Here is a 20,055-nt window from a genome sequence, read left to right on the forward strand (position 1 = left end):
TTCGTGGTTCAGGTGTCCCGCCGCCTGACGGGACTCGGATTCCGGGCGGTCCCGCGTCAGGCGCGGACCGAGGTCTCCAGGGCGAGGCCCGGCTCGCGGCGCTGGCGCGCGACGTAGAGCGCCCCGTCCTTGCCGATGACGGCGAGGACCACGCGACCGAGAGCGTCGACCGCCAACGCGGGCGCGCCCACGGCCTGTTCACCTGTGGGGGACCACCACAGACCCTGGCTCTCGTTCTCCGAGACACAGGCCGCGAGCATGATCTGGTCGTCGACCGCGCGGTGCGCGAGCACCGTGCAGTCGTAGCCGTCGAGGTGGGTGCGCAGCGCGGCGACCGGGCTGGGGGCGGGAGCCCCGCCCAGGGGGATCGCCCAACTGCCGTGCCGGTAGGCGACGATCCCGTTGCCGCCGGTGTCGTTCCAGTAGTACGTCAGCCGGTCGGGGCCCGTCTCCAGACCGACGACGCCGTCGGCGGGCGCCTGGAGCGGGACGTCCTGGGACTGGCGGAACTCGCCGTCCGTCGCGGTCTGATACCAGTGCAGGGCAACAGGGTTGCGCGTCGGGGCGAGGACCTCCACGCGTCCCGCCGTGGTGGGGACGGCGGCTATTCCGTCGGCGAGACCACTGCCCTTCAGGTCCGCCCACGCCTCCCAGCTGCCCGTCTTGTCCTCACGACGCATCATCAGGCCGCCGCCTGCGTTGCGAGCGAAGACGTGCACCGTGCCGTTCGAGTTCACGGCGCCGACCGGCACACCGAACCGGGCGCCCTTGGCGCGGTCCTTGTGCGGGTTGCCGAGCGAGCGCCACTCGGTGACCGGTCTGCCCGTCTGGTACTGGATGGCGTGCACGATGTCGACGTCCACTCCCCCGTCGGCCCGCGGCTTCGCCCGGCGGCCGAGGAAGTGCACATACGTGTTTGCGCCCTGCACGACGGTGACATCGCCCAGATGGGCGGCGGGGAGGAAGTCGGGCCCCGACCACCGGGGGCCGCCGGGCGTGACCTCGGTCCAGCGCAGCATGCCGCCCTCGGTGAGCGCGTACGCGGTGAGCCTGCCGTCCTTGCCCAGTGTCAGCCAACGCCCGTCGGCGGCACCGGTGGCGGCACGACGCTCGGAGCCGTGGTCATCGGTTCGCTCGTCGATAGCGTTTCTGCCCCGCATGACCGCCGTCACCTTCCGTCAACCTCACGCCCGGCATGTGCGCAGGGAAACCATGAATTCGCCACATCATATGCCTCAGCGAAATCCGTCCCCATTGCGTTACCTGGCGTCACGGCCGGCCGCCGTCACGGAAGAACGCCGGAGCCGGCGCCTGCCCCCCCCTACTCCCCGTCCCGCCCCGGCGCCTTGGGCACCTCGCCCGCCGTCGCCTCCTCCTGCCGGCCCAGCCGGCTGTGCGAGCGCCCGTACGCGAAGTAGACGATGAAGCCGAGCACCATCCAGGCCGCGAAGCGGAGCCAGGTCTCCGCGGGCAGGTTCAGCATCAGCCACAGGGACGCGAGGACCGACAGGATCGGGATCAGCGGCACCAGGGGGGTGCGGAAGGAGCGGGGCAGGTCGGGGCGGGTGCGGCGCAGGATGATGACGCCGAGCGCGACGACGATGAAGGCGAAGAGCGTGCCGATGTTCACCAGTTCCGCGAGCTCGCTGAGGCTGGTGAACCCGGCCAGGATCGCGATGATCACGCCGAGCAGGATGGTCGGCCGGTACGGGGTCTTGAATCTCGGGTGGACGACGGAGAAGAAGCGGGGCAGCAGTCCGTCGCGGCTCATCGCGAAGAAGACCCGGGTCTGGCCGAGGAGAAGGATCAGACAGACCGTCGTCAGGCCGACCGCCGCGCCGAAGCTGATGACACCCGCGTACCAGGGGTGCCCGGTGGCCTTGAAGGCGTCCGCGAGCGGGGCGTCGATGGACAGCTCGCTGTACCTCTGCATACCTGTGACGACGATCGACACCGCCACGTAGAGCGTGGTGCAGATGATCAGGGAGCCGAGGATGCCGCGGGGCATGTCCCGCTGCGGGTTCTTCGTCTCCTCGGCGGCGGTGGCCACGACGTCGAAGCCGATGAAGGCGAAGAAGACGACGGAGGCGGCGGTGAAGATGCCCATGACGCCGAAGTCGGTCGGCGTGTAGCCGAACATCAGCTGCACGAGCGGGGACTGGAGGCTGGGGCCCGCTTCCTGCGCCTGCGCCTTCGGGATGAAGGGCTTGTAGTTGTCGGCCGTGACGAAGAAGGCCCCCGCGACGATCACGATGAGGACGACAGCCACCTTGATCGCGACGACGACCGTGGTGACGCGGGCGGAGAGCTTCATCCCGAGGACGAGGATGACGGTGAGCACCAGGACCAGGGCGGCGGCGAGGATGTCGAAGCCGAATCCTGAGGCCCCGTCCCGCCCGCTCAGGGACGCGGGCAGATGCCAGCCCGCGTTGTCCAGCAGCGAGCGCACATATCCGGACCAGCCGACGGCGACCACCGCCGTGCCGAGCGCGAATTCGAGCACCAGGTCCCAGCCGATGATCCAGGCGGGGAGTTCGCCGAGTGACGCGTAGGAGAAGGTGTACGCGGATCCGGCGACCGGGACAGTGGACGCGAACTCCGCGTAGCAGAGCGCGGCCAGGCCGCAGACGACGCCGGCCACGATGAACGCCAGGGCCACCGAGGGGCCCGCGTTCTCCTTGGCGACCTTGCCGGTGAGGACGAAGATGCCGGTGCCGATGATGACTCCGACACCGAACACGGTGAGGTCCAGAGCGGACAGCGACTTCTTGAGTGCGTGCTCCGGCTCCTCAGTGTCCAAGATCGACTGTTCGACCTTCTTCGTCCTGAAGAGGGTGCTGCTCACGGGCGTACCTCCCACGCATTGTCGTCCCCGACATGATCGAGGGGGCTTTCTCCCCTTATGTCCCGGCGCGGGGGCATTCACGCGAATGGGCCGGTCCCACCACCCTTGCGGGGTGGTGGGACCGGCCCATGGAGCAGCAGCCTGTGTGGGTCAGTCGCGCGCGGGCTCCACCGCGTCGGTGGCCGTGGCGCGCTCGAAGCGGCCGTCCAGCTTGGCGACCAGACCGGTGACCTGACGCGCGATGTCGGGGGCCGTGAGGCCGATCTCGGCCATGACCTCCTTGCGCGAGGCGTGGTCGAGGAAGCGCGGCGGAATGCCGAAGTCCCGCAGCGGCATGTCGACGCCCGCGTCACGCAGGGCCTGCGCGATCGCCGAACCGACGCCTCCCACACGGGAGTTGTCCTCGACGGTGACGACGACGCGGTGCTGCTCGGCGAGCGGCGCGAGCGCCTCGTCGACCGGCTTGACCCAGCGCGGGTCGACGACGGTCGTGGTGATGCCCTGCTTGTCGAGGAGGCCGGCGATCTCCAGGCACATCGGGGCGAGCGCCCCGACGGAGACCAGGAGCACGTCCGGCTTGACCGCCGACGGCTTGCGCAGCACGTCCATCGAGCCGACCTTGCCGACGGCCGGGACCGCGGGTCCGACGACACCCTTCGAGTAGCGCACGACGGTCGGGGCGTCGTCGACCTCGACGGCCTCGCGCAGCTGGGCGCGCAGCTGCTCGGCGTCGCGCGGGGCGGCCAGGCGCAGGCCGGGGACGACCTGGAGCATGGACATGTCCCACATGCCGTTGTGCGAGGCGCCGTCGTCGCCCGTGACGCCCGCCCGGTCCAGGACGAACGTGACACCGCACTTGTGCAGCGCGACGTCCATGAGGACCTGGTCGAAGGCGCGGTTGAGGAACGTCGCGTAGACCGCGAAGACCGGGTGCACCCCGCCGGTGGCGAGGCCCGCGGCCGAGGTGGCGGCGTGCTGCTCGGCGATGCCGACGTCGTAGATGCGGTCGGGGAAGGCGTCGGCGAACTTCTTCAGGCCGACGGGCTGGAGCATCGCGGCGGTGATCGCGACGATGTCCTCGCGGTCGTGGCCGAGCTTGACCATCTCGTCGCCGAAGACGGACGTCCAGCTGGCGGCCGAGGCCTTGATGGGCAGGCCGGTGTCCGGGTGGATCGGGCCGATGCCGTGGAAGCGGTCGGCCTCGTCCTGCTCGGCCGGCTTGTAGCCGCGGCCCTTCTCGGTGAGGCAGTGCACGATGACGGGTCCGCCGAACCGCTTGGCGCGGGCCAGGGCCGACTCCAGGGCCTCGATGTCGTGGCCGTCGATGGGGCCGACGTACTTCAGGCCGAGGTCCTCGAACATGCCCTGCGGGGCGATGAAGTCCTTGAGGCCCTTCTTGGCGCCGTGCAGGGTCTCGTAGAGCGGGCGGCCGACGACCGGCGTGCGCTCCAGGAGGTCCTTGCCGCGGGCCAGGAACCGCTCGTAGCCGTCCGTGGTGCGCAGGGTGGCCAGGTGGTTGGCGAGGCCGCCGATGGTGGGGGCGTACGAGCGCTCGTTGTCGTTGACGACGATCACGAGGGGGCGGTCCTTGGCGGCCGCGATGTTGTTCAGCGCCTCCCAGGCCATGCCGCCGGTGAGGGCTCCGTCGCCGATCACGGCGACGACGTGGTCGTCCTTGCCGCGCACCTCGTTCGCCTTGGCGAGGCCGTCGGCCCAGCCGAGGACTGTGGAGGCGTGCGAGTTCTCGATCACGTCGTGGTCGGACTCGGCGCGCGAGGGGTAGCCGGACAGGCCGCCCTTGGTGCGCAGCTTGCCGAAGTCCTGGCGGCCCGTGAGCAGCTTGTGCACGTAGGACTGGTGGCCGGTGTCGAAGAGCACCCGGTCCTTCGGCGAGTCGAAGACGCGGTGCAGTGCGATGGTGAGCTCGACGACGCCGAGGTTGGGGCCGAGGTGGCCGCCGGTCTTGGATACCGCGTCGACCAGGAAGGTCCGGATCTCACCGGCCAGCTGGTCCAGCTGTTCCGGGCTGAGCCGGTCCAGATCGCGCGGTCCCGTGATGCGGGTCAGCAGCGGCACCCGTGCCTCCTTGCGATAGAGCTGTTCGAGCTTTTGCCGGGTCTGTCGAGTCTAATGTTCCGCCTCAGCGCGCGGCGCCCGGGCTATGCGTTGTACGTCACGCGATCGGCCGTACGCGAGACGTACGCGTGTTCAGGAAATCGGTGCGGACACGCCTGTGCCCGGCGTCTTCGTTGACACCGGGCACAAGCCCCGCGCCCAAGGGGCGCGGGGAACTGCGCGACCAGCCACAGCCGGTCCGCAGAGTTCACACGTGGCCGAGCGGAGCGCTTACGCGCGGCCCGCCGACTTCTGGGTCTTGCGGGTGACCGAGTCGATGACGACCGTGGCGAGGAGCACACCGCCGGTGATCATGTACTGGATCGGGGTGGCGATCCCCTGAAGGGCCAGGCCGTACTGGATCGACGTGATCACGAGGACACCGAGCAGGGCGTTCCAGGTGCGGCCCCGGCCGCCGAAGAGGCTGGTGCCGCCGATGACGGCCGCCGCGATGACGTTCATCAGGAGGTCACCGGAACCGGCGCTCTGGTTGGCCGCCGCGATCTTGGAGGCCCAGAAGAGGCCGCCGACCGCCGCGAACAGACCCGCGACGGCGAAGACCGAGACACGGACCGCCGTGACGTTGATACCGGCACGGCGCGACGCCTCGACGCTGCCGCCGAGCGCGAAGATCTTGCGGCCGTACGAGGTGCGGCGCAGCACGAAGTCGGTGGCGACGAGGACGATCGCGAACAGCAGCACGGCGAGCGGCAGGCCCTTGTACTGGTTGAACATGATCGCCACGGCGAAGGCCGCGATCGCGAGCAGCACAGTGCGCAGCACGAGCTCGCTCAGCGGGCGGGACGGGATCCCGGCGGCCTCGCGGCGCCGGTTGCCGAAGAAGGCCGACAGGAAGTAGGCGGCGACCGCGACGACGGCGAGCCCGTAGGCGGCGGCGACATCGGAGAAGTAGTACGTGGTGAGCTTGCCGACCACGCCGTCGCCGTCGATGTTGATCGTGCCGTTGGAGCCCAGGATCTGGAGCATGAAGCCGTTCCAGAACAGCAGGCCCGCCAGGGTCACGGCGAACGCGGGGGCGCCGATCCGGGCGAAGAAGAAGCCGTGCAGGGCTCCGATGACCGCGCCGGCGGCGAGGGCGGTGAGGACCGCGAGCCACTCGTTGACGCCGTGGGTGACGCTCAGCACGGCCGTGATCGCCGCGGAGACACCGGAGACGGAGCCCACCGACAGGTCGATCTCACCGAGCAGCAGCACGAAGATGATGCCGACCGACATCATGCCCGTCGCGACCATGGCGACGAAGATGTTGTTGAGGTTCTCCGCGCCCAGGAACGCCGAGTTCAGGCTCTGGAAGATCGCGCAGATGACGATCAGGCCGATGACGACCGGCGTCGCGCCGAGGTCACCGGCGCGCATCTTGCGCTTGAACTCGCCTATGTAGCCCGCGAATCCCTGCTCGCGCACGAGGAGGCGGGGGTCGATGGCGACGCTGGCGTCACCGGCGGCCGCCGGGGCGTCCACGGTGGCCTGCGGCTGGTCGGTCTTTTCGATGCTCACTTCTGAGCCTCCGCGTTGCTGCGCGCCGCACGACGGGTCACGGCGTTGTCCGTGGCGCCGGTGATGGCGGAGATGATCTCTTCCTGCGAGGTGGTCTTGACCTCGAAAACGCCGTTGTTGCGGCCGAGCCGCAGGACGGCGACCTTGTCAGCGACGGCCTTCACATCGGCCATGTTGTGGCTGATGAGGATGACCGCGTGCCCGCGCTCGCGAAGACGCTCGACGAGGTCGAGGACCTGCGCGGTCTGCTCGACACCGAGGGCTGCCGTCGGCTCGTCGAGGATGACCAGCTTGGGCTCGCCGAGCATGGAGCGGGCGATGGCCACGACCTGGCGCTGACCGCCGGAGAGCGAGGCGATCGGGATGCGCACGCTCGGGATGCGGATGGAGAGCGTCTCGAGGAGCTCCCTGGAGCGGCGCTCCATCTCGACCTCGTCGAGGACACCGCGGCGCTTGAGCTCACGGCCCAGGAAGAGGTTGCCGACGACGTCGATGTTGTCGCACAGCGCGAGGTCCTGGTAGACGGTCGCGATGCCCAGGGCCTGGGCGTCGTGCGGCCGGTTGACCGCGACGGCCTTGCCGTCCCACTCGATGACACCGTCATCGATGGGGTGCACGCCGGCGATCGTCTTGACAAGGGTGGACTTTCCGGCACCGTTGTCGCCGACCAGGGCGACCACCTCACCGGCGTGGACCTCAAGCTCTACATCGGTGAGCGCCTGGACGGCACCGAATCGCTTGGAGACTCCGCGCAACGCCAGCACGGGCGTAGCGGACACGTGAACCATCTCCTTCGCCGCCAAAGGCCTGACCCGGCGGGAGGTTGAACAGAAGAGACTGAGAGGGGGGTGCGTACGCGCAGGGGTGGTGCTGTCGTACGTCGTTCCGTCCGGCGCCCCGCCGTTGAGCTTGCGGGGCTTTCGGCGGCGGGGCGCCGGACGTGCTCACACGGGGCGCTCCTTCAAGGTGCGCTCACGTCCCGTGCAGGACAAGGGAGTTGCCGCAAGGCGACTCCGGTCTGGCTACTTCAGGCCGATCTTGTCGCAGGCGGCCTTGTACTTGGCCGTGCAGATCTCGCCGAGGGTGTAGTAACCCTGCTTGATGACCGTGTCCTTGATGTTGTCCTGGGTCAGGGAGACCACCGGGACGATCACCGAGGGGACACCCTTCTTGGTGCCGCTGTCGACCGTGCCGGTCTTGATGGAGTCGAGGCTCTCACCCTTGGCGACGGCGACGGCCATCTTGGCGACGGTCTCGGCCTCCTGCGGGTACGACTTGAAGACGCTCATGTTCTGGTCGCCCGTGACGATCCGCTGCACACCCGCGAGCTCGGCGTCCTGGCCGGTGACCGGCGGGAGCTTGCTCAGGCCCGCGCCCTTGAGCGCGGTGATGATGCCGCCCGCCATGCCGTCGTTGGCGGAGTAGACGCCGGCGATCTTGTCCTTGCCGATCGCGGAGATCGCGGCATCCATGTTCTGGTTGGCGTTCTCCGGCTTCCACTCCTTGGTGTCGTAGGACTTGGCGATGTTCACCTTGCCCTTGAGCACCGAGAGCGCGCCGTCCTTGAACTGCTTCGCGTTCGGGTCGGTGATCGCGCCGTTCATCATGACGATCTTGGAGCTGGGCTTGGCCTTGTCACCCATGGCCTTCAGCAGCGCCTCGCCCTGCGTCTTGCCGACCTCGGTGTTGTCGAACGAGGTGTACGCGGAGATCGGACCCTCGGCCAGGCGGTCGTACGCGACGACGGGGATGCCGGCTTCCTTGGCCTTCTGCACGCCGCCGGCGACCGCCTTGTAGTCGACCGCGTCCAGGATCAGCACGTCGACCTTCTTGGTGATCATCGTGTCGATCTGCTGCGACTGGAGGGTCGCTTCCTGCTTGGCGTTCAGGTACTCGACCTTGCCCTTGCCATTGGTCAGCGTCGAGATCTGCTTCTCAATGATCGGCTTGTCGAACTTCTCGTAGCGCGCGGTCTGGTTCTCCGGCAGTAGCAGGCCGACAGTGATGTCGTCGCCCTTCTTGGGGCTCGCCTTGTCGCTGCCCTTGTCGCCGGACTCCTTGGCGCTGCCGCAAGCGGCGAGAGAGACAGCCATACCAGTGGCACAGAACGCAACGGCGGCGCGACGCATACGCGTGTTCACTTCAGAAACCTCCCTGACGAGGCCGCGACGTTGCGGCCGAGGTAGCGGGAAGTCAACTCGGCCGCAACCCCAGCGTCAAGGAGTAAATCCTTAACGAGATGGCAACGGTGTCATGCGTTCTCTAAGTGAAGGCAGGTGCCACGGCGGACAGCGAACCGTCCAAAAGGGTCGAATCGCCCATCTCGCTGAGTGCCAGGGCGAGCGCCCCGAGCACCTCCGCGCGGCCGCCCAACGCCCCCGGAAGGACGGACAGTTGACGCGCGGCGCTGGGGATCGCGTAGCGTCCCACGGACTCCCTGATGGGCCCCAGGACCAGCTCTCCGGCCTCCGCCAGATCGCCGCCGAGGACGACCCGGCTGGGGTTGAGAAGGTTGCAGAGATTCGCGACACCACTGCCGATGTGACGGCCGACGTCGGCGATCACCCGCCGGCACCCCGGGTCGCCGTCCCGCGCGAGCCGCACGACGGACTCCATGGTCAGCCCGGTGCCGTGACTGGACTCCAGGAGCGGCAGCACGTAGCGGGCCGCCGTGAAGGTCTCCAGGCAGCCGCGGTTGCCGCACCGGCAGACGGGACCCGACTCGTCGAGGGTGATGTGCCCGATCTCGCCCGCGGTCCCGCCGGGGCCCCGGTAGATCTTGCCGTCGATCACGAGCCCGGCGCCGACACCGCTGGCGACCTTGATGTACGCGAGGTCCTTGACGCCGCGCCCGCTGCCCCAGACCAGCTCGCCGAGGGCACCCAGATTGGCGTCGTTGTCGACGTGCACGGGGACGCCGAGGCGCGTGCTCATCTCCTCGGCGGGCTTGGTGCCGGTCCAGCCCGGCAGGATCGACGTGGAGCCCAGCGTGCCGCTCTCCACGTCGATGGGGCCGGGCACGCCAAGGCCGACGCCCGCCACCTTCGTACGGTCCACACCGGTGGCCGCCACGAGCCGCTCGACGAGCTCCTCCGCCCGGTCGAAGCCCTGCGCCGCGGAGGCGTCCACATCGAGGGGCTCGGCCTCCTCGGCGAGGACCTGGTGGGCGAGGTTTCCGATGGCCACGCGCAGGTGGGTGTGGCCGAAGTCGACGCCGATGACGATGCCCGCGTCGCCGCTGAGCGAGACGCTGCGGGCCCGCCGGCCGCCCGCCGAGGTGGGCGTGACCTCGACCGTGCCGCCGTCCTTGAGCTCGCGGACGATGTTGGAGACCGTGGCCGCGGACAGGCCGGTCGACCTCGCGATCTCCGCCTGCGTGAGCGATCCGGCGAGCCGCACGGCGCGTACGACCCGCTCGAGATTGGCCCGATGCAGCGACGACTGCGACCCCGGAGTCTCCACGACGACCTCCTGCGTGCGAGGCCGCTTCGATGAGGCCTCGGCGTATGTCCAACTATTGAACTCTAAGCTGAGCCTTTCGGGTTGCCTCCCGTCAAGAGCTTGAGCGATACCCGGCGCAGAAGAGCACAGAAGAGCACACACGGGCCCGGACAGGGGTGAGGGCCCGGTTCCGGACGAGATGTTCCGGAACCGGGCCCTCACTCGACGTGTTCGTGGCGTTACTTGAGCGCTCCCGCGGTCAGGCCCTGCACGACCTGCCGCTGGAAGATGATGTACGCCCCGAGCACCGGCAGCATCGCCATCACGAGGCCGGCGAAGAGACCGGACCAGTCGCCCTGGTAGCCCTGACTCGTCGCGAGCTCCACAAGCCCCTGCGCCAGCACCCTTTTGTCGGGGTCGGTGTTGAGCACCGTCGGCAGCATGTACTGGTTCCACTGCCCCAGGAAGTTGAAGATCCCCACGCTGATCAGGCCGGGCTTGGCCATCGGCAGCATGATCTGGAAGAACGTCCTGGTGTGCGAGGCACCGTCCACGAACGCGGCCTCCGCGATCGAGCTGGGCAGCGTCCTGAAGAAGGAGGTCAGAAAGAAGACCGTGAACGGCAGCGAGTACGCGATGTAGGCGACGATCAGGCCCTGCAGTGTGTTCAGGAGGTGCAAGTTCTGCATCACGTAGAACAGCGGCACCAGGGCCAGCATGATCGGGAAGCTCATTCCTCCGACGAAGAGGAAGTAGATGAACCGCTTGCCCGGGAAGTCGAAGCGTGCCAGGACGTACGCGGCCATGGAGCCGAGGACGAGCGTGCCGACGAGCGAGAAGCCCACCACGATCAGGGTGTTGGCGAAGTAGTCACTCATGTGCGCCTGGGACCAGGCGCGCGACCAGTTCTCGAAGTGCAGCCTGTCCGGCAGTGACCAGGGCGAGCCGAAGATCGAGTTGTCGTCCTTGAAGGACGTCATCACCGCCCACAGCAGCGGCAGGACGACCATGATCGCCCAGATGACGAGGACACCGTGTGAGAAGACGTTGAGGGCGCCGCCCTCGCTGCTCTTCTCCTTGACGGCCGGAGCCGCCGTCTTGCGCACCGGCGGACGGTCCTCGATGGGGCCGGCGGGCGGGATGTCGGTGGTCTTCATGCTCAGAACTCCAGCCGCTCGCGCCGGCCGAGCCGCATCACGATCGCCGCGAAGAGCAGCGTGACGATGAGCAGGGCGACGCCGATCGTTGTGGCGTAGGCAGCGTTGGCGTCGCGGAACGCCGATTGGTAGACGTACAGCGGCAGGACCGTGGTCGAGTAGTCGGGGCCGCCGGGGCCCACCGTCATGATCTGCACCGAGGCGAAGGCCTCCGCGCCGAGGGCCAGGATTCCCATGTAGACCCAGCCGGACTGCACCGTGTCCCAGAGCAGCGGCAGCGTGATCTTGAAGAAGGTGGTGAAGCGGCTCGCGCCGTCGAGCAGCGCCGCCTCGTAGAAGTCCTTCGGAATGGACGCCATGCCCGCCGAGAAGAGCACGACGAAGAATCCGACGGTGCTCCAGACCAGGACGGACATGACGCACCACAGAGCGAAGTTCGGGTCGCCCAGCCAGTCCGGCTGGATGCTGCCGAGACCGATCGCCTTCAGCGTCCCGTTGATCACGCCGTCATTGGGGTTGAAGGCGAACCGGAAGAGAATGGCGACGATCGCGATCGAAAGCACCTGCGGGAAGAAATACGCGATCTTGTAGAAACCAGAACCGCGCACTCCGGTGATGGCGGCGCCCTTTCGGCGCCGCCCACCGACATTGAGCATAAAGGCGAAGAAGAGCGCGAGGCCCAGCGTCACCAGCGGCAGCAGCAAAGCCAGTAGCACGCTGTGCTGCAAGGACTTCCAGAAGACATCGTCCTGGAACATCCGCTTGTAGTTGGCGAAGCCGACCATCTTGAAGTCCGGGCTCAGGCCGGTCCAGTCCGTGAACGAATAGTAGATGGACTGGATGAACGGCCAGATGACGAAGACTGCATACAACGCCAAGGGGGCTACCAGGAACCCCACAATGAACCTGTACTTGCCGTGTTGCATGGTTTACCGACCCCGATCGATTCGCGGGTGCCGCCGCTGATGACGCGTGCGCACGAGCTGTTACTGGTGCTTGTAGTGCTTGATGGACGAGTCCTTGGCGGCCGCGTCCGCGTAGCCCTGCGCCTTCTTGATGGCCTCGGCCGGGGTCAGCCGTCCCGCCATCATCTCGCCGAGGACGGAGACGCCGATCTGCTCCTTCTGGAGCTTGACGTACCAGTCCTGGAGGCGCGGGTTGACCACGTTGTCGCCGGCCTTCTCCAGCGCCGCGACACCGGCCTTGAGGCCCGGGGTCAGCTCGATGCCGTCGGTGCCGCCGTTGAGCGCGGTGAGCGACTTGACCGAGGAGGTGAAGTTCTTCGAGGAGGCCTCGGAGAGCATGATGCGCAGCTGCTCCATGCCGCCCTCGGCGTTGTTCGCCTTGGCCGGGACGATGAAGGGCTCACCGCCGGAGGCCCAGATGGTGCCGAAGGGCAGCTTGTCACTGGCGTCCAGGCTGGAGGGCGCGGAGACCGCGAGGTTGAAGTCGGCGGGGATGACCTTCGCCGACTCGTTCTCGACCCAGGAGCCGTTCGGGATGAACAGCGCCTTGCCCTTGGCCCAGGCGGTCTGCGACTGGATGTGGTCGATGCCGGGCGTGCCCTGGAGGATGTAGCCCTTCTTGTACAGCTCGTAGTACGCCTCGAAGGCGGACTTGACGGCCGGGTCCTTCCAGGCGTTCGGCTCCAGGTTGTCGATCTTGTCGAGAACCTCGCGGCCGCCGATCTTGGCGATGAAGGGGTAGAGCGAGAACGGCAGGTAGTACGGGTACTTGCCCGCGTACGTCCAGCCGGCGACGCCCTTCTTCTTCGCCTTGGCGCACAGGGCGAGCATGTCGTCCCAGGTCTCGGGGTACTGCGCGTCGAACTTCTCGAGCGCGGTCTGCGAGTACCAGACGCCGTAGACCGTGTACGCGTAGTACATGATCCAGACCGGGTCGCCGTCGAACTGGCCCATCTCGACGATGCCCGGGCGCAGGGTGTCGCGGACCTTCTTCGACGGGTCGTCGATCGACGGCGCGTCCAGGAGCGGGGTCAGGTCGGTGAGCTGCTTCTGGCCGACGAGGACACCCATGTCCATCTGCTCGGCGCCCGAGTTGTCGATCAGGTCGGGGGGCGTGCCGCCGTTGAACTTCGGCTGCAGCTCCGACTGGATCTTCTGCGTCTTGTGGAAGTCGATCTTGGCCTTGGGGAACGCCTTCTTGTACTCGGCGTTGGCGTCCGTGGCGTACTTCGTGCCGAAGCCGCCGTCGAAGATGGTGACCGCGAGCGGCGCGGTCTCATTTACGCCGAGCGGGTTCTTCTTGGACGTCTTGCCCTTTTCGGCCTTGTCCCCCGAGCCGCTGTCGCTGCTCGCGCAGGCCGACAGGAAGCTCATCGTGGGAACGGCGACCAGACCGAGTGCGGCGGACCGCTTGATCAGATCGCGGCGGCCGAAGCCCTCACCATTGTTCTGGGCGGAAGTGGATCCCATGCTCAAGTCCTCGCCTTCTCCAGGACTCAGGCGGTGAACCGGATCCTCCCCGGCACCGCGGTGATGTGAAGCTGGGGTCGTGCCTGATATGTCTACACGCCGGGATCGGTCGGAAACACACGGCCGACGGCGCTTCGAGCGCACCTCACCGTTTCCCCCATCCCCCCGCGCTGTCCGCGGCCGGTGGAAACGGCTGGGCAGACGCCGACAGGTATAGTCCACTTCACGTCAACTGGGCAAGATCGAATGCAGGTTTGGACGGCGTTCTTTCCCGAGTTGAGACCTCTCGGATATATGCGGCGCCCATGGGCGGCCCGTGCGGCCCCGGGCGGCCGATGACCTCGTTTAATGGATGGTCGCGCCAGTCTTCTCTCCCCGTGCGTCCCACACGCCGATCCCAACACCCTTGACACCACAGGCGACTTACCTCCCTACTGGACCCTGCGCTGTGAATTGACAACGTTGTCTCGCGCCGGGAGGGTGCTCGCGAATGGTCGGCAGATCCAGACACAGACTCAGGTCCACGGCAGCCCTGGGGGCGGCCTCACTCGCGCTCGTCGCCGCCGGCCAGGGAGCGTCCGCCGCGTCCCCCGGCCAACGGCCGCACGCGGACCGCGAGTTCAGCTCCTCGTTCGAATCGGGCGATCCCGCCCCCACCTGGCTGAACACCGTGGATACCACTGCAGACGGCACGAAGCGGTCGTCAGGGGTCGACGGCGGCGACAGCGGCGGATTTCCGGGCAATGTCAACAGCCACGTCACGGAGGTCCGCGCCAGCGACGAGAACGCGGGCGGCGGTGAGACCAAGGAGAACCTCCTCGACGGCGAGTCGAGCACCAAATGGCTCTCCTTCGAGCCGACGGCCTGGGTCGAGTACGACCTGGACGCGCCGGCCAAGATCACGACGTACGCCCTGACGTCGGCCAACGACCACTCCGAGCGCGACCCGAAGGACTGGACCCTCAAGGGTTCCACCGACGGCAAGGAGTGGACGACGCTCGACACCCGCACCGGGGAGAGCTTCGCCGACCGCTTCCAGACCAAGAAGTACGACCTCCAGAACCCGGCCGAGTACCAGCACTTCCGGATCGAGGTCACCAAGAACAACGGCGCGGACGACGCCACGCAGCTCGCGGATCTCCAGCTGGCCACCGCCGACACCGGCTCGCCCACGCCCGACGACATGCTGTCCCTCGTGGACAAGGGCCCCAGCGGCTCCCCCACCGCGAAGGCGGGCGCGGGCTTCACCGGCAAGAAGGCCCTGCGCTACGCGGGCACGCACAAGGCCGACTCCCGCGCGTACTCGTACAACAAGGTCTTCGACGTCGACGTGGCCGTCGCCCGTGACACGGAGCTCTCGTACAAGATCTTCCCGTCGATGGCGGACGGCGACCGCGACTACGACGCCACGAACGTCTCCGTGGACCTCGCCTTCACCGACGGCACCTATCTGAGCGACCTGAAGGCCACCGACAGCAACGGCGGGCTGCTGACGCCGCAGGGCCAGGGCGCGGCCAAGCGGCTCTACGTCAACCAGTGGAACGCCGTCGCCTCCTCCATCGGCTCCGTCGCGGCCGGCAAGACCGTCGACCGGATCCTGGTGGCGTACGACTCGCCGAAGGGCCCGGCGAAGTTCCGCGGCTGGGTCGACGACATCTCGCTGAAGGCCGCGAAGCCGGAGCCGCCGAAGGCGCATCCGGCGGACTACGCGGTCACGACCCGCGGCACGAACTCCAGCGGCGGCTTCTCGCGCGGCAACACGTTCCCGGCCACCGCGGTCCCCCACGGCTTCAACTTCTGGACGCCGGTGACCAACGCCGGCTCGCTCAGCTGGCTCTACGACTACAGCCGCGACAACAACGCGGACAACCTGCCGACGATGGAGGCGTTCAGCGCCAGCCACGAGCCCAGCCCCTGGATGGGCGACCGGCAGACGTTCCAGATGATGCCATCGGCGGCGTCCGGCACCCCGGACACCTCCCGCACCGGCCGCGCGCTGCCGTTCAAGCACGAGAACGAGACGGCCCGCCCCTATTACTACGGGGTGCGCTTCGAGAACGGCCTCAAGGCCGAGATGACGCCGACCGACCACGCGGCGATGCTGCGCTTCACCTACCCCGGTGACGACGCGAGCGTGATCTTCGACAACGTCTCCGACCAGGCGGGCCTCACGCTCGACAAGGACAAGGGCATCGTCACCGGCTACTCGGACGTGAAGTCCGGGCTCTCCGCGGGCGCGACCCGGCTCTTCGTCTACGGCGTCTTCGACACCCCGGTCACCGGCGGCGACTCCACCGGCCCCAAGGGCTACCTCCGCTTCAAGCCGGGCGCCGACAAGACGGTCACCCTGCGTCTGGCGACGTCCCTGATCGGCATCGACCAGGCCAAGGACAACCTCGCGCAGGAGCTGCCGTCCGGCTCGTCGTTCACGTCCGTACGGGACAGCGCCCGCGCGCAGTGGGACAAGCTCCTCGGCAAGGTCGAGGTGGAGGGTGCCACGGCCGACCAGCGCACCACGCTCTACTCGTCCCTGTACCGGCTGTACCTGTACCCCAACTCCGGCTTCGAGAAGGTCGGTTCGAAGTACCAGTACGCGTCGCCGTTCTCGCCGATGCCGGGCCCGGACACCCCGACCCACACCGGCGCGAAGATCGTCGACGGCAAGCCGTACGTCAACAACGGCTTCTGGGACACGTACCGCACGACGTGGCCGGCGTACTCGCTCCTGACGCCGAAGAAGGCGGGCGAGCTCGTCGACGGGTTCGTGCAGCAGTACAAGGACGGCGGCTGGATCTCGCGCTGGTCGTCGCCGGGCTACGCGGACCTGATGACGGGCACGTCCTCGGACGTGGCGTTCGCCGACGCGTACGTCAAGGGCGTCAAGTTCGACGCGGAGGCGGCGTACAAGGCGGCTCTGAAGAACGCGAGCGTCGTGCCGCCCGCGGCCGGCGTCGGCCGCAAGGGCATGCAGACGTCGCCGTTCCTCGGCTACACGAGCACGGACACCCACGAGGGACTGTCCTGGGCTCTTGAGGGCTACCTCAACGACTACGGCATCGCGCAGATGGGCCAGGCCCTCTACAAGAAGACCGGCGAGAAGCACTACAAGGAGGAGTCGGACTACTTCCTCAACCGGGCCCGCGACTACGTGAACATGTTCGACCCGAAGGCGGGCTTCTTCCAGGGCAAGAGCGAGAAGGGCGACTGGCGCGTCGAGTCGTCGCAGTTCGACCCGCGCATCTGGGGCTACGACTACACGGAGACCAACGCCTGGGGCTACGCCTTCACCGCCCCGCAGGACTCGCGCGGCCTCGCCAACCTCTACGGCGGCCGCGACGGCCTCGCCAAGAAGCTCGACACGTTCTTCGCCACCCCGGAGACGGCGACGAACGACGTCGCGGGCTCGTACGGCGGCGTCATCCACGAGATGACGGAGGCGCGTGACGTCCGGATGGGCATGTACGGCCACTCGAACCAGGTGGGCCACCACATCACGTACATGTACGACGCGGCGGGCCAGCCCTACAAGACGCAGGAGAAGGTCCGCGAGGTCCTGTCCCGGCTCTACACGGGCAGCGAGATCGGCCAGGGCTACCACGGCGACGAGGACAACGGCGAGCAGTCGGCCTGGTACCTCTTCTCCTCCCTCGGCTTCTACCCGCTGGTCATGGGCAGCGGTGAATACGCCATCGGGTCACCGCAGTTCACGAAGATGACGCTGCACCTGGAGAACGGCAAGGACCTCGTCGTCAAGGCCCCGAAGAACAGCGCGAAGAACATCTACGTGCAGGGCCTGAAGGTCAACGGCAAGAACTGGACGTCGACGTCGCTGCCGCACTCGGTCGTCGCGAAGGGCGGGGTCCTGGAGTTCGCCATGGGCCCGAAGCCGTCCAAGTGGGGCACCGGCAAGAACGCGGCGCCGGTCTCGATCACGCAGGACGACAAGGTGCCGTCGCCGCGCAAGGACGCCATCACGGGTTCGGGTCCGCTGTTCGACAACTCCTCCGCCACGAGCGCGAGTTCGGAGTCGGTCGAGCTGCCGGTCGGCGCTGACGGCGCGAAGGCCGTGCAGTACACGCTGACGTCGGACGAGGCGGCGAAGGCCCCGGCGGGCTGGAAGCTGGAGGCCTCGGCCGACGGCTCGTCGTGGCAGACGCTGGACCAGCGGTCCGGCGAGTCCTTCTCCTGGGACAAGCAGACGCGGGCGTTCTCGGTGAGCAAGCCGGGCACGTACAAGCACTACCGGCTGGTGTTCACCGGTGGGGCCGCGACGCTGGCGGAGGTGGAACTGCTGGGCTAGGCCCTGGGTGGTCCGAAGTGTGATGGCGCCGCTGAACTCAGCGGCGCCATCGCGCGTTCACTGGCGCGCATTTAATTGCGTGGACAGGGCCTCGTCGGCCCGCCTAGTGTCTGGCCCGAACCGTGACGCAGTGCCGAGGAGGTGGGACCCATGACCGCAGTACGTATGTGGGTGCTCCTCCCCTCCCCACGGTCGGTCGACTGACGTAGGTCGCCCGGGAGCGCCTGGACAAGGCGATCCCGAAAGGCAGAGACCTATGAAGACAACAGTGATCACGCGCGTCGCCGAGAGGCAGTGGCACGCGCTGGAGGACGACCAGGTGGTCGGCCGGGGCGAGGCGTGGCCCCGGTACGACGGACGGCTGTTCCTCAGTATCGACACCTGGCAGGAAGCGGCGTTCGAGCAGCTGGCCGATGCCATGCTCGCGGACCTGCCGAGGCCGCTGTACACGATCGTCGACGACTCCGACGTGGACCTGAGGTCCCGGTGGGAGCGCGCCGGTTTCACCGTCCGGCGCCGCGAGTGGCTGTACCGAGTACCCACCGACCCGCAGGTCACGGGACTCGGCTCGGCGCAGCCGCCGTCAGGCGTGACGATCCTCCCCCCAGGCACGTCGGAGAAGGACCCCCTGCGCGCCCTCGACCGAGCGATCCGGGACGAGGTCGGGGCCTCCGTCGGCTGGCAGGAGATGCCGGCCGAGGTGCTGCCGCGCCTGGACGACGACGTCGTCGTGGACCCGACGAAGTACGCGGTCGCGATGGAGGTGGAGTCCGGCGAGTACGTGGGACTGCTCCGGGTGGCGCCGGTGCCGCGGCAGCCACGGATCGGCCTCATCGCGGTCCGGGCCGACCGGCAGCGCCACGGCATCGCCCGCACGCTGCTCGCCGAAGTCCTCGGCTCCCTGCACCGGTCCGGGGTCCCGACGGCGACGGCCGAGGTCGGCGAGCGGAACGTCGCCGCCTCGGAACTCTTCGAAAAGATCGGCGCCGAGCGCGTCGGCGCCAACCTGGAGGTCGTACTTCACTGATGCCGAAAACAAACCCAGGAATCGAGATCGAGGGCACCGTCGTCGAGTGCCTGCGCAACGCCACCTTCCAGGTGGAACTGGAGAGCGGGCACAAGGTGCTCGCGCACATCAGCGGGAAGATCCGGAAGAACTACATCAAGATCCTCCCGTTCGACCGGGTGCTCGTGGAGCTCAGCCCCTACGACCTCACGCGCGGCCGGATCCTCTACCGGTACCGCAACTGACGCCGGCCGGGTGAAGTCACGGGCGGGCGTGGTCGGTTCACGCCCGCCCGCCTCGAAGTCGCCTCACTTCACGGTCGCCCCGGAGGCCTGGACCGCGTTCTTGGCCAGCGGTACCTGAACCGCCCCCTCGTAGTACGGGTAGAGCCAGGGACTCCGGGCACCGGCATCGAGTGCGTCGAGCCCGATCAGCGCGTCGGACGCGTTCTTGCAGCGGGGGTGCCGCGCGGCGAAGGCCTCGATGCGGGGGCGCAGGGTGGGAAGCCGGCGGGCGATGAGCTGCGGATCGCCGTCGTACCACCAGGTGAACTCCATCTCGCCCCAGAGGAGTTCGACGGACCAGCCGGTCGCGAGGCGGACCACTCCGGCGTCGGCCTCGGGGCCGGCGAGGCCGTATATGTGGTCCAGCCAGGGGTCCAGGGCGCCCGTCGCATGGGCGATCCCCTCGATCAGTTCGGTGCACCACTCATGTGGGCGGCCGCTGGTCACCGCGACGGTCAGCAGCGCCCGGAAGGCACGCTCGACCGCGACGCGCTCGGCCACGGGCCAGTCCGCGAGGCGGGCGCCGCCGGGTCCGAGGCGTCCCATCTCGTACGACGGGTCGGTGCCGCCGTCCCCGTCCGGGCCCCACAGGCGCAGCGCGCGGGGGATGAAGCGGCGCCACAGGACGGGGTACTGGTCCTGAGCCCAGTGGCTCGCCACCTCGCGCATGAAGTGGCCGAGGAGGTCGTCCGGCACCTGGGACGGGTCGCCGCCGAGGAGAGCCAGCTCCGACTCAGGGGTGCAGTGCGTACAGCCCCACACGGGACGGTCGAGTGCGGGTGGCGAGGCGAAGGCGGCGTCCACCTCGGCGAGCGCGTCGCGCCACATCGCGTACGGGTCGAGCACGAGAGATTCGGTCATTGACGTGACCTGCCGGAGGACTCCGCGCGGCCGACACCGGCGAAGAGCGCGACCTTACCGGCAGCCGGGAGCAACATCAAACGCGCGGAGGGC

Annotated in this window: 14 protein-coding genes; 3 read left to right on the forward strand and 11 right to left on the reverse strand. The window is 68.2% G+C overall.

The window, feature by feature from the left end; all coding sequences use genetic code 11:
- Positions 1–56: 56 nt before the first annotated feature.
- From AC07EJ_RS37990 to ngcE, 10 genes are all read right to left on the reverse strand, one after another.
- Positions 57–1,160 (reverse strand): DUF8189 domain-containing protein, encoded by a 1,104-nt coding sequence (locus tag AC07EJ_RS37990; protein ID WP_389480267.1) that lies wholly within the window; start codon positions 1,158–1,160, stop codon positions 57–59.
- A gap of 161 nt (positions 1,161–1,321) precedes the next feature.
- Positions 1,322–2,845 carry an amino acid permease gene (locus AC07EJ_RS37995; protein ID WP_393583069.1) on the reverse strand — a complete coding sequence of 508 codons (1,524 nt, stop codon included), beginning with the start codon at positions 2,843–2,845 and terminating at the stop codon, positions 1,322–1,324.
- A 150-nt stretch (positions 2,846–2,995) separates the two neighbouring features.
- Complete coding sequence (dxs, locus tag AC07EJ_RS38000; RefSeq protein WP_389480261.1) at positions 2,996–4,921, reverse strand: 1-deoxy-D-xylulose-5-phosphate synthase; 1,926 nt, start codon at positions 4,919–4,921, stop codon at positions 2,996–2,998.
- A 270-nt stretch (positions 4,922–5,191) separates the two neighbouring features.
- Positions 5,192–6,478: a sugar ABC transporter permease gene (locus AC07EJ_RS38005; protein WP_389480259.1), complete on the reverse strand. Its 1,287-nt coding sequence runs from the start codon at positions 6,476–6,478 to the stop codon at positions 5,192–5,194.
- Complete coding sequence (locus AC07EJ_RS38010; RefSeq protein WP_199841620.1) at positions 6,475–7,266, reverse strand: ATP-binding cassette domain-containing protein; 792 nt, start codon at positions 7,264–7,266, stop codon at positions 6,475–6,477. The genes AC07EJ_RS38005 and AC07EJ_RS38010 overlap by 4 nt, the downstream gene beginning before the upstream one ends.
- 234 nt (positions 7,267–7,500) lie before the next feature.
- Positions 7,501–8,619 carry a sugar ABC transporter substrate-binding protein gene (locus AC07EJ_RS38015; protein WP_393583073.1) on the reverse strand — a complete coding sequence of 373 codons (1,119 nt, stop codon included), beginning with the start codon at positions 8,617–8,619 and terminating at the stop codon, positions 7,501–7,503.
- A 121-nt stretch (positions 8,620–8,740) separates the two neighbouring features.
- Positions 8,741–9,940, reverse strand: a complete 1,200-nt coding sequence (locus AC07EJ_RS38020; protein ID WP_389480254.1) for an ROK family transcriptional regulator — start codon at positions 9,938–9,940, stop codon at positions 8,741–8,743.
- 218 nt (positions 9,941–10,158) lie between these two features.
- Complete coding sequence (locus AC07EJ_RS38025) at positions 10,159–11,076, reverse strand: carbohydrate ABC transporter permease (RefSeq protein WP_389480251.1); 918 nt, start codon at positions 11,074–11,076, stop codon at positions 10,159–10,161.
- A 2-nt stretch (positions 11,077–11,078) separates the two neighbouring features.
- Positions 11,079–12,002 carry a carbohydrate ABC transporter permease gene (locus AC07EJ_RS38030; RefSeq protein WP_389480249.1) on the reverse strand — a complete coding sequence of 308 codons (924 nt, stop codon included), beginning with the start codon at positions 12,000–12,002 and terminating at the stop codon, positions 11,079–11,081.
- 60 nt (positions 12,003–12,062) lie between these two features.
- The gene (gene ngcE, locus AC07EJ_RS38035; RefSeq protein WP_389480246.1) at positions 12,063–13,511 is read right to left on the reverse strand and encodes an N-acetylglucosamine/diacetylchitobiose ABC transporter substrate-binding protein; all 1,449 of its coding nucleotides are present in this window, start codon (positions 13,509–13,511) and stop codon (positions 12,063–12,065) included.
- Between the two features lie 490 nt (positions 13,512–14,001).
- On the opposite strand from ngcE, the gene AC07EJ_RS38040 reads away from it, so the two are divergent.
- The 3 genes from AC07EJ_RS38040 to infA all read left to right on the forward strand — a co-directional run bounded on the left by AC07EJ_RS38040 (position 14,002) and on the right by infA (position 19,062).
- Positions 14,002–17,811: a GH92 family glycosyl hydrolase gene (locus AC07EJ_RS38040; RefSeq protein WP_389480244.1), complete on the forward strand. Its 3,810-nt coding sequence runs from the start codon at positions 14,002–14,004 to the stop codon at positions 17,809–17,811.
- 256 nt (positions 17,812–18,067) lie between these two features.
- Positions 18,068–18,838 (forward strand): GNAT family N-acetyltransferase, encoded by a 771-nt coding sequence (locus AC07EJ_RS38045; RefSeq protein ID WP_389480241.1) that lies wholly within the window; start codon positions 18,068–18,070, stop codon positions 18,836–18,838.
- Complete coding sequence (gene infA, locus AC07EJ_RS38050) at positions 18,838–19,062, forward strand: translation initiation factor IF-1 (RefSeq protein ID WP_006607078.1); 225 nt, start codon at positions 18,838–18,840, stop codon at positions 19,060–19,062. The genes AC07EJ_RS38045 and infA overlap by 1 nt, the downstream gene beginning before the upstream one ends.
- A gap of 63 nt (positions 19,063–19,125) precedes the next feature.
- Here the strand turns inward: infA and AC07EJ_RS38055 are convergent, their stop codons facing one another.
- Positions 19,126–19,962, reverse strand: coding sequence for a hypothetical protein (locus tag AC07EJ_RS38055; protein ID WP_393583078.1), 837 nt, complete (start codon positions 19,960–19,962; stop codon positions 19,126–19,128).
- Positions 19,963–20,055: the final 93 nt, after the last annotated feature.

It is taken from the genome of Streptomyces sp. NPDC045026 (genome assembly GCF_056432625.1).

Excerpts from the sequence above, each read along its gene's own strand:
- AC07EJ_RS37990 (WP_389480267.1), bottom strand. The coding sequence starts at position 1,160 with ATGCGGGGCAGAAACGCTATCGACGAGCGAACCGATGACCACGGCTCC.
- AC07EJ_RS38010 (WP_199841620.1), bottom strand. The coding sequence starts at position 7,266 with ATGGTTCACGTGTCCGCTACGCCCGTGCTGGCGTTGCGCGGAGTCTCC.
- AC07EJ_RS38025 (WP_389480251.1), bottom strand. The coding sequence starts at position 11,076 with ATGAAGACCACCGACATCCCGCCCGCCGGCCCCATCGAGGACCGTCCG.
- AC07EJ_RS38030 (WP_389480249.1), bottom strand. The coding sequence starts at position 12,002 with ATGCAACACGGCAAGTACAGGTTCATTGTGGGGTTCCTGGTAGCCCCC.
- ngcE (WP_389480246.1), bottom strand. The coding sequence starts at position 13,511 with ATGGGATCCACTTCCGCCCAGAACAATGGTGAGGGCTTCGGCCGCCGC.
- AC07EJ_RS38040 (WP_389480244.1), top strand. The coding sequence starts at position 14,002 with ATGGTCGGCAGATCCAGACACAGACTCAGGTCCACGGCAGCCCTGGGG.
- AC07EJ_RS38045 (WP_389480241.1), top strand. The coding sequence starts at position 18,068 with ATGAAGACAACAGTGATCACGCGCGTCGCCGAGAGGCAGTGGCACGCG.
- infA (WP_006607078.1), top strand. The coding sequence starts at position 18,838 with ATGCCGAAAACAAACCCAGGAATCGAGATCGAGGGCACCGTCGTCGAG.
- AC07EJ_RS38055 (WP_393583078.1), bottom strand. The coding sequence starts at position 19,962 with ATGACCGAATCTCTCGTGCTCGACCCGTACGCGATGTGGCGCGACGCG.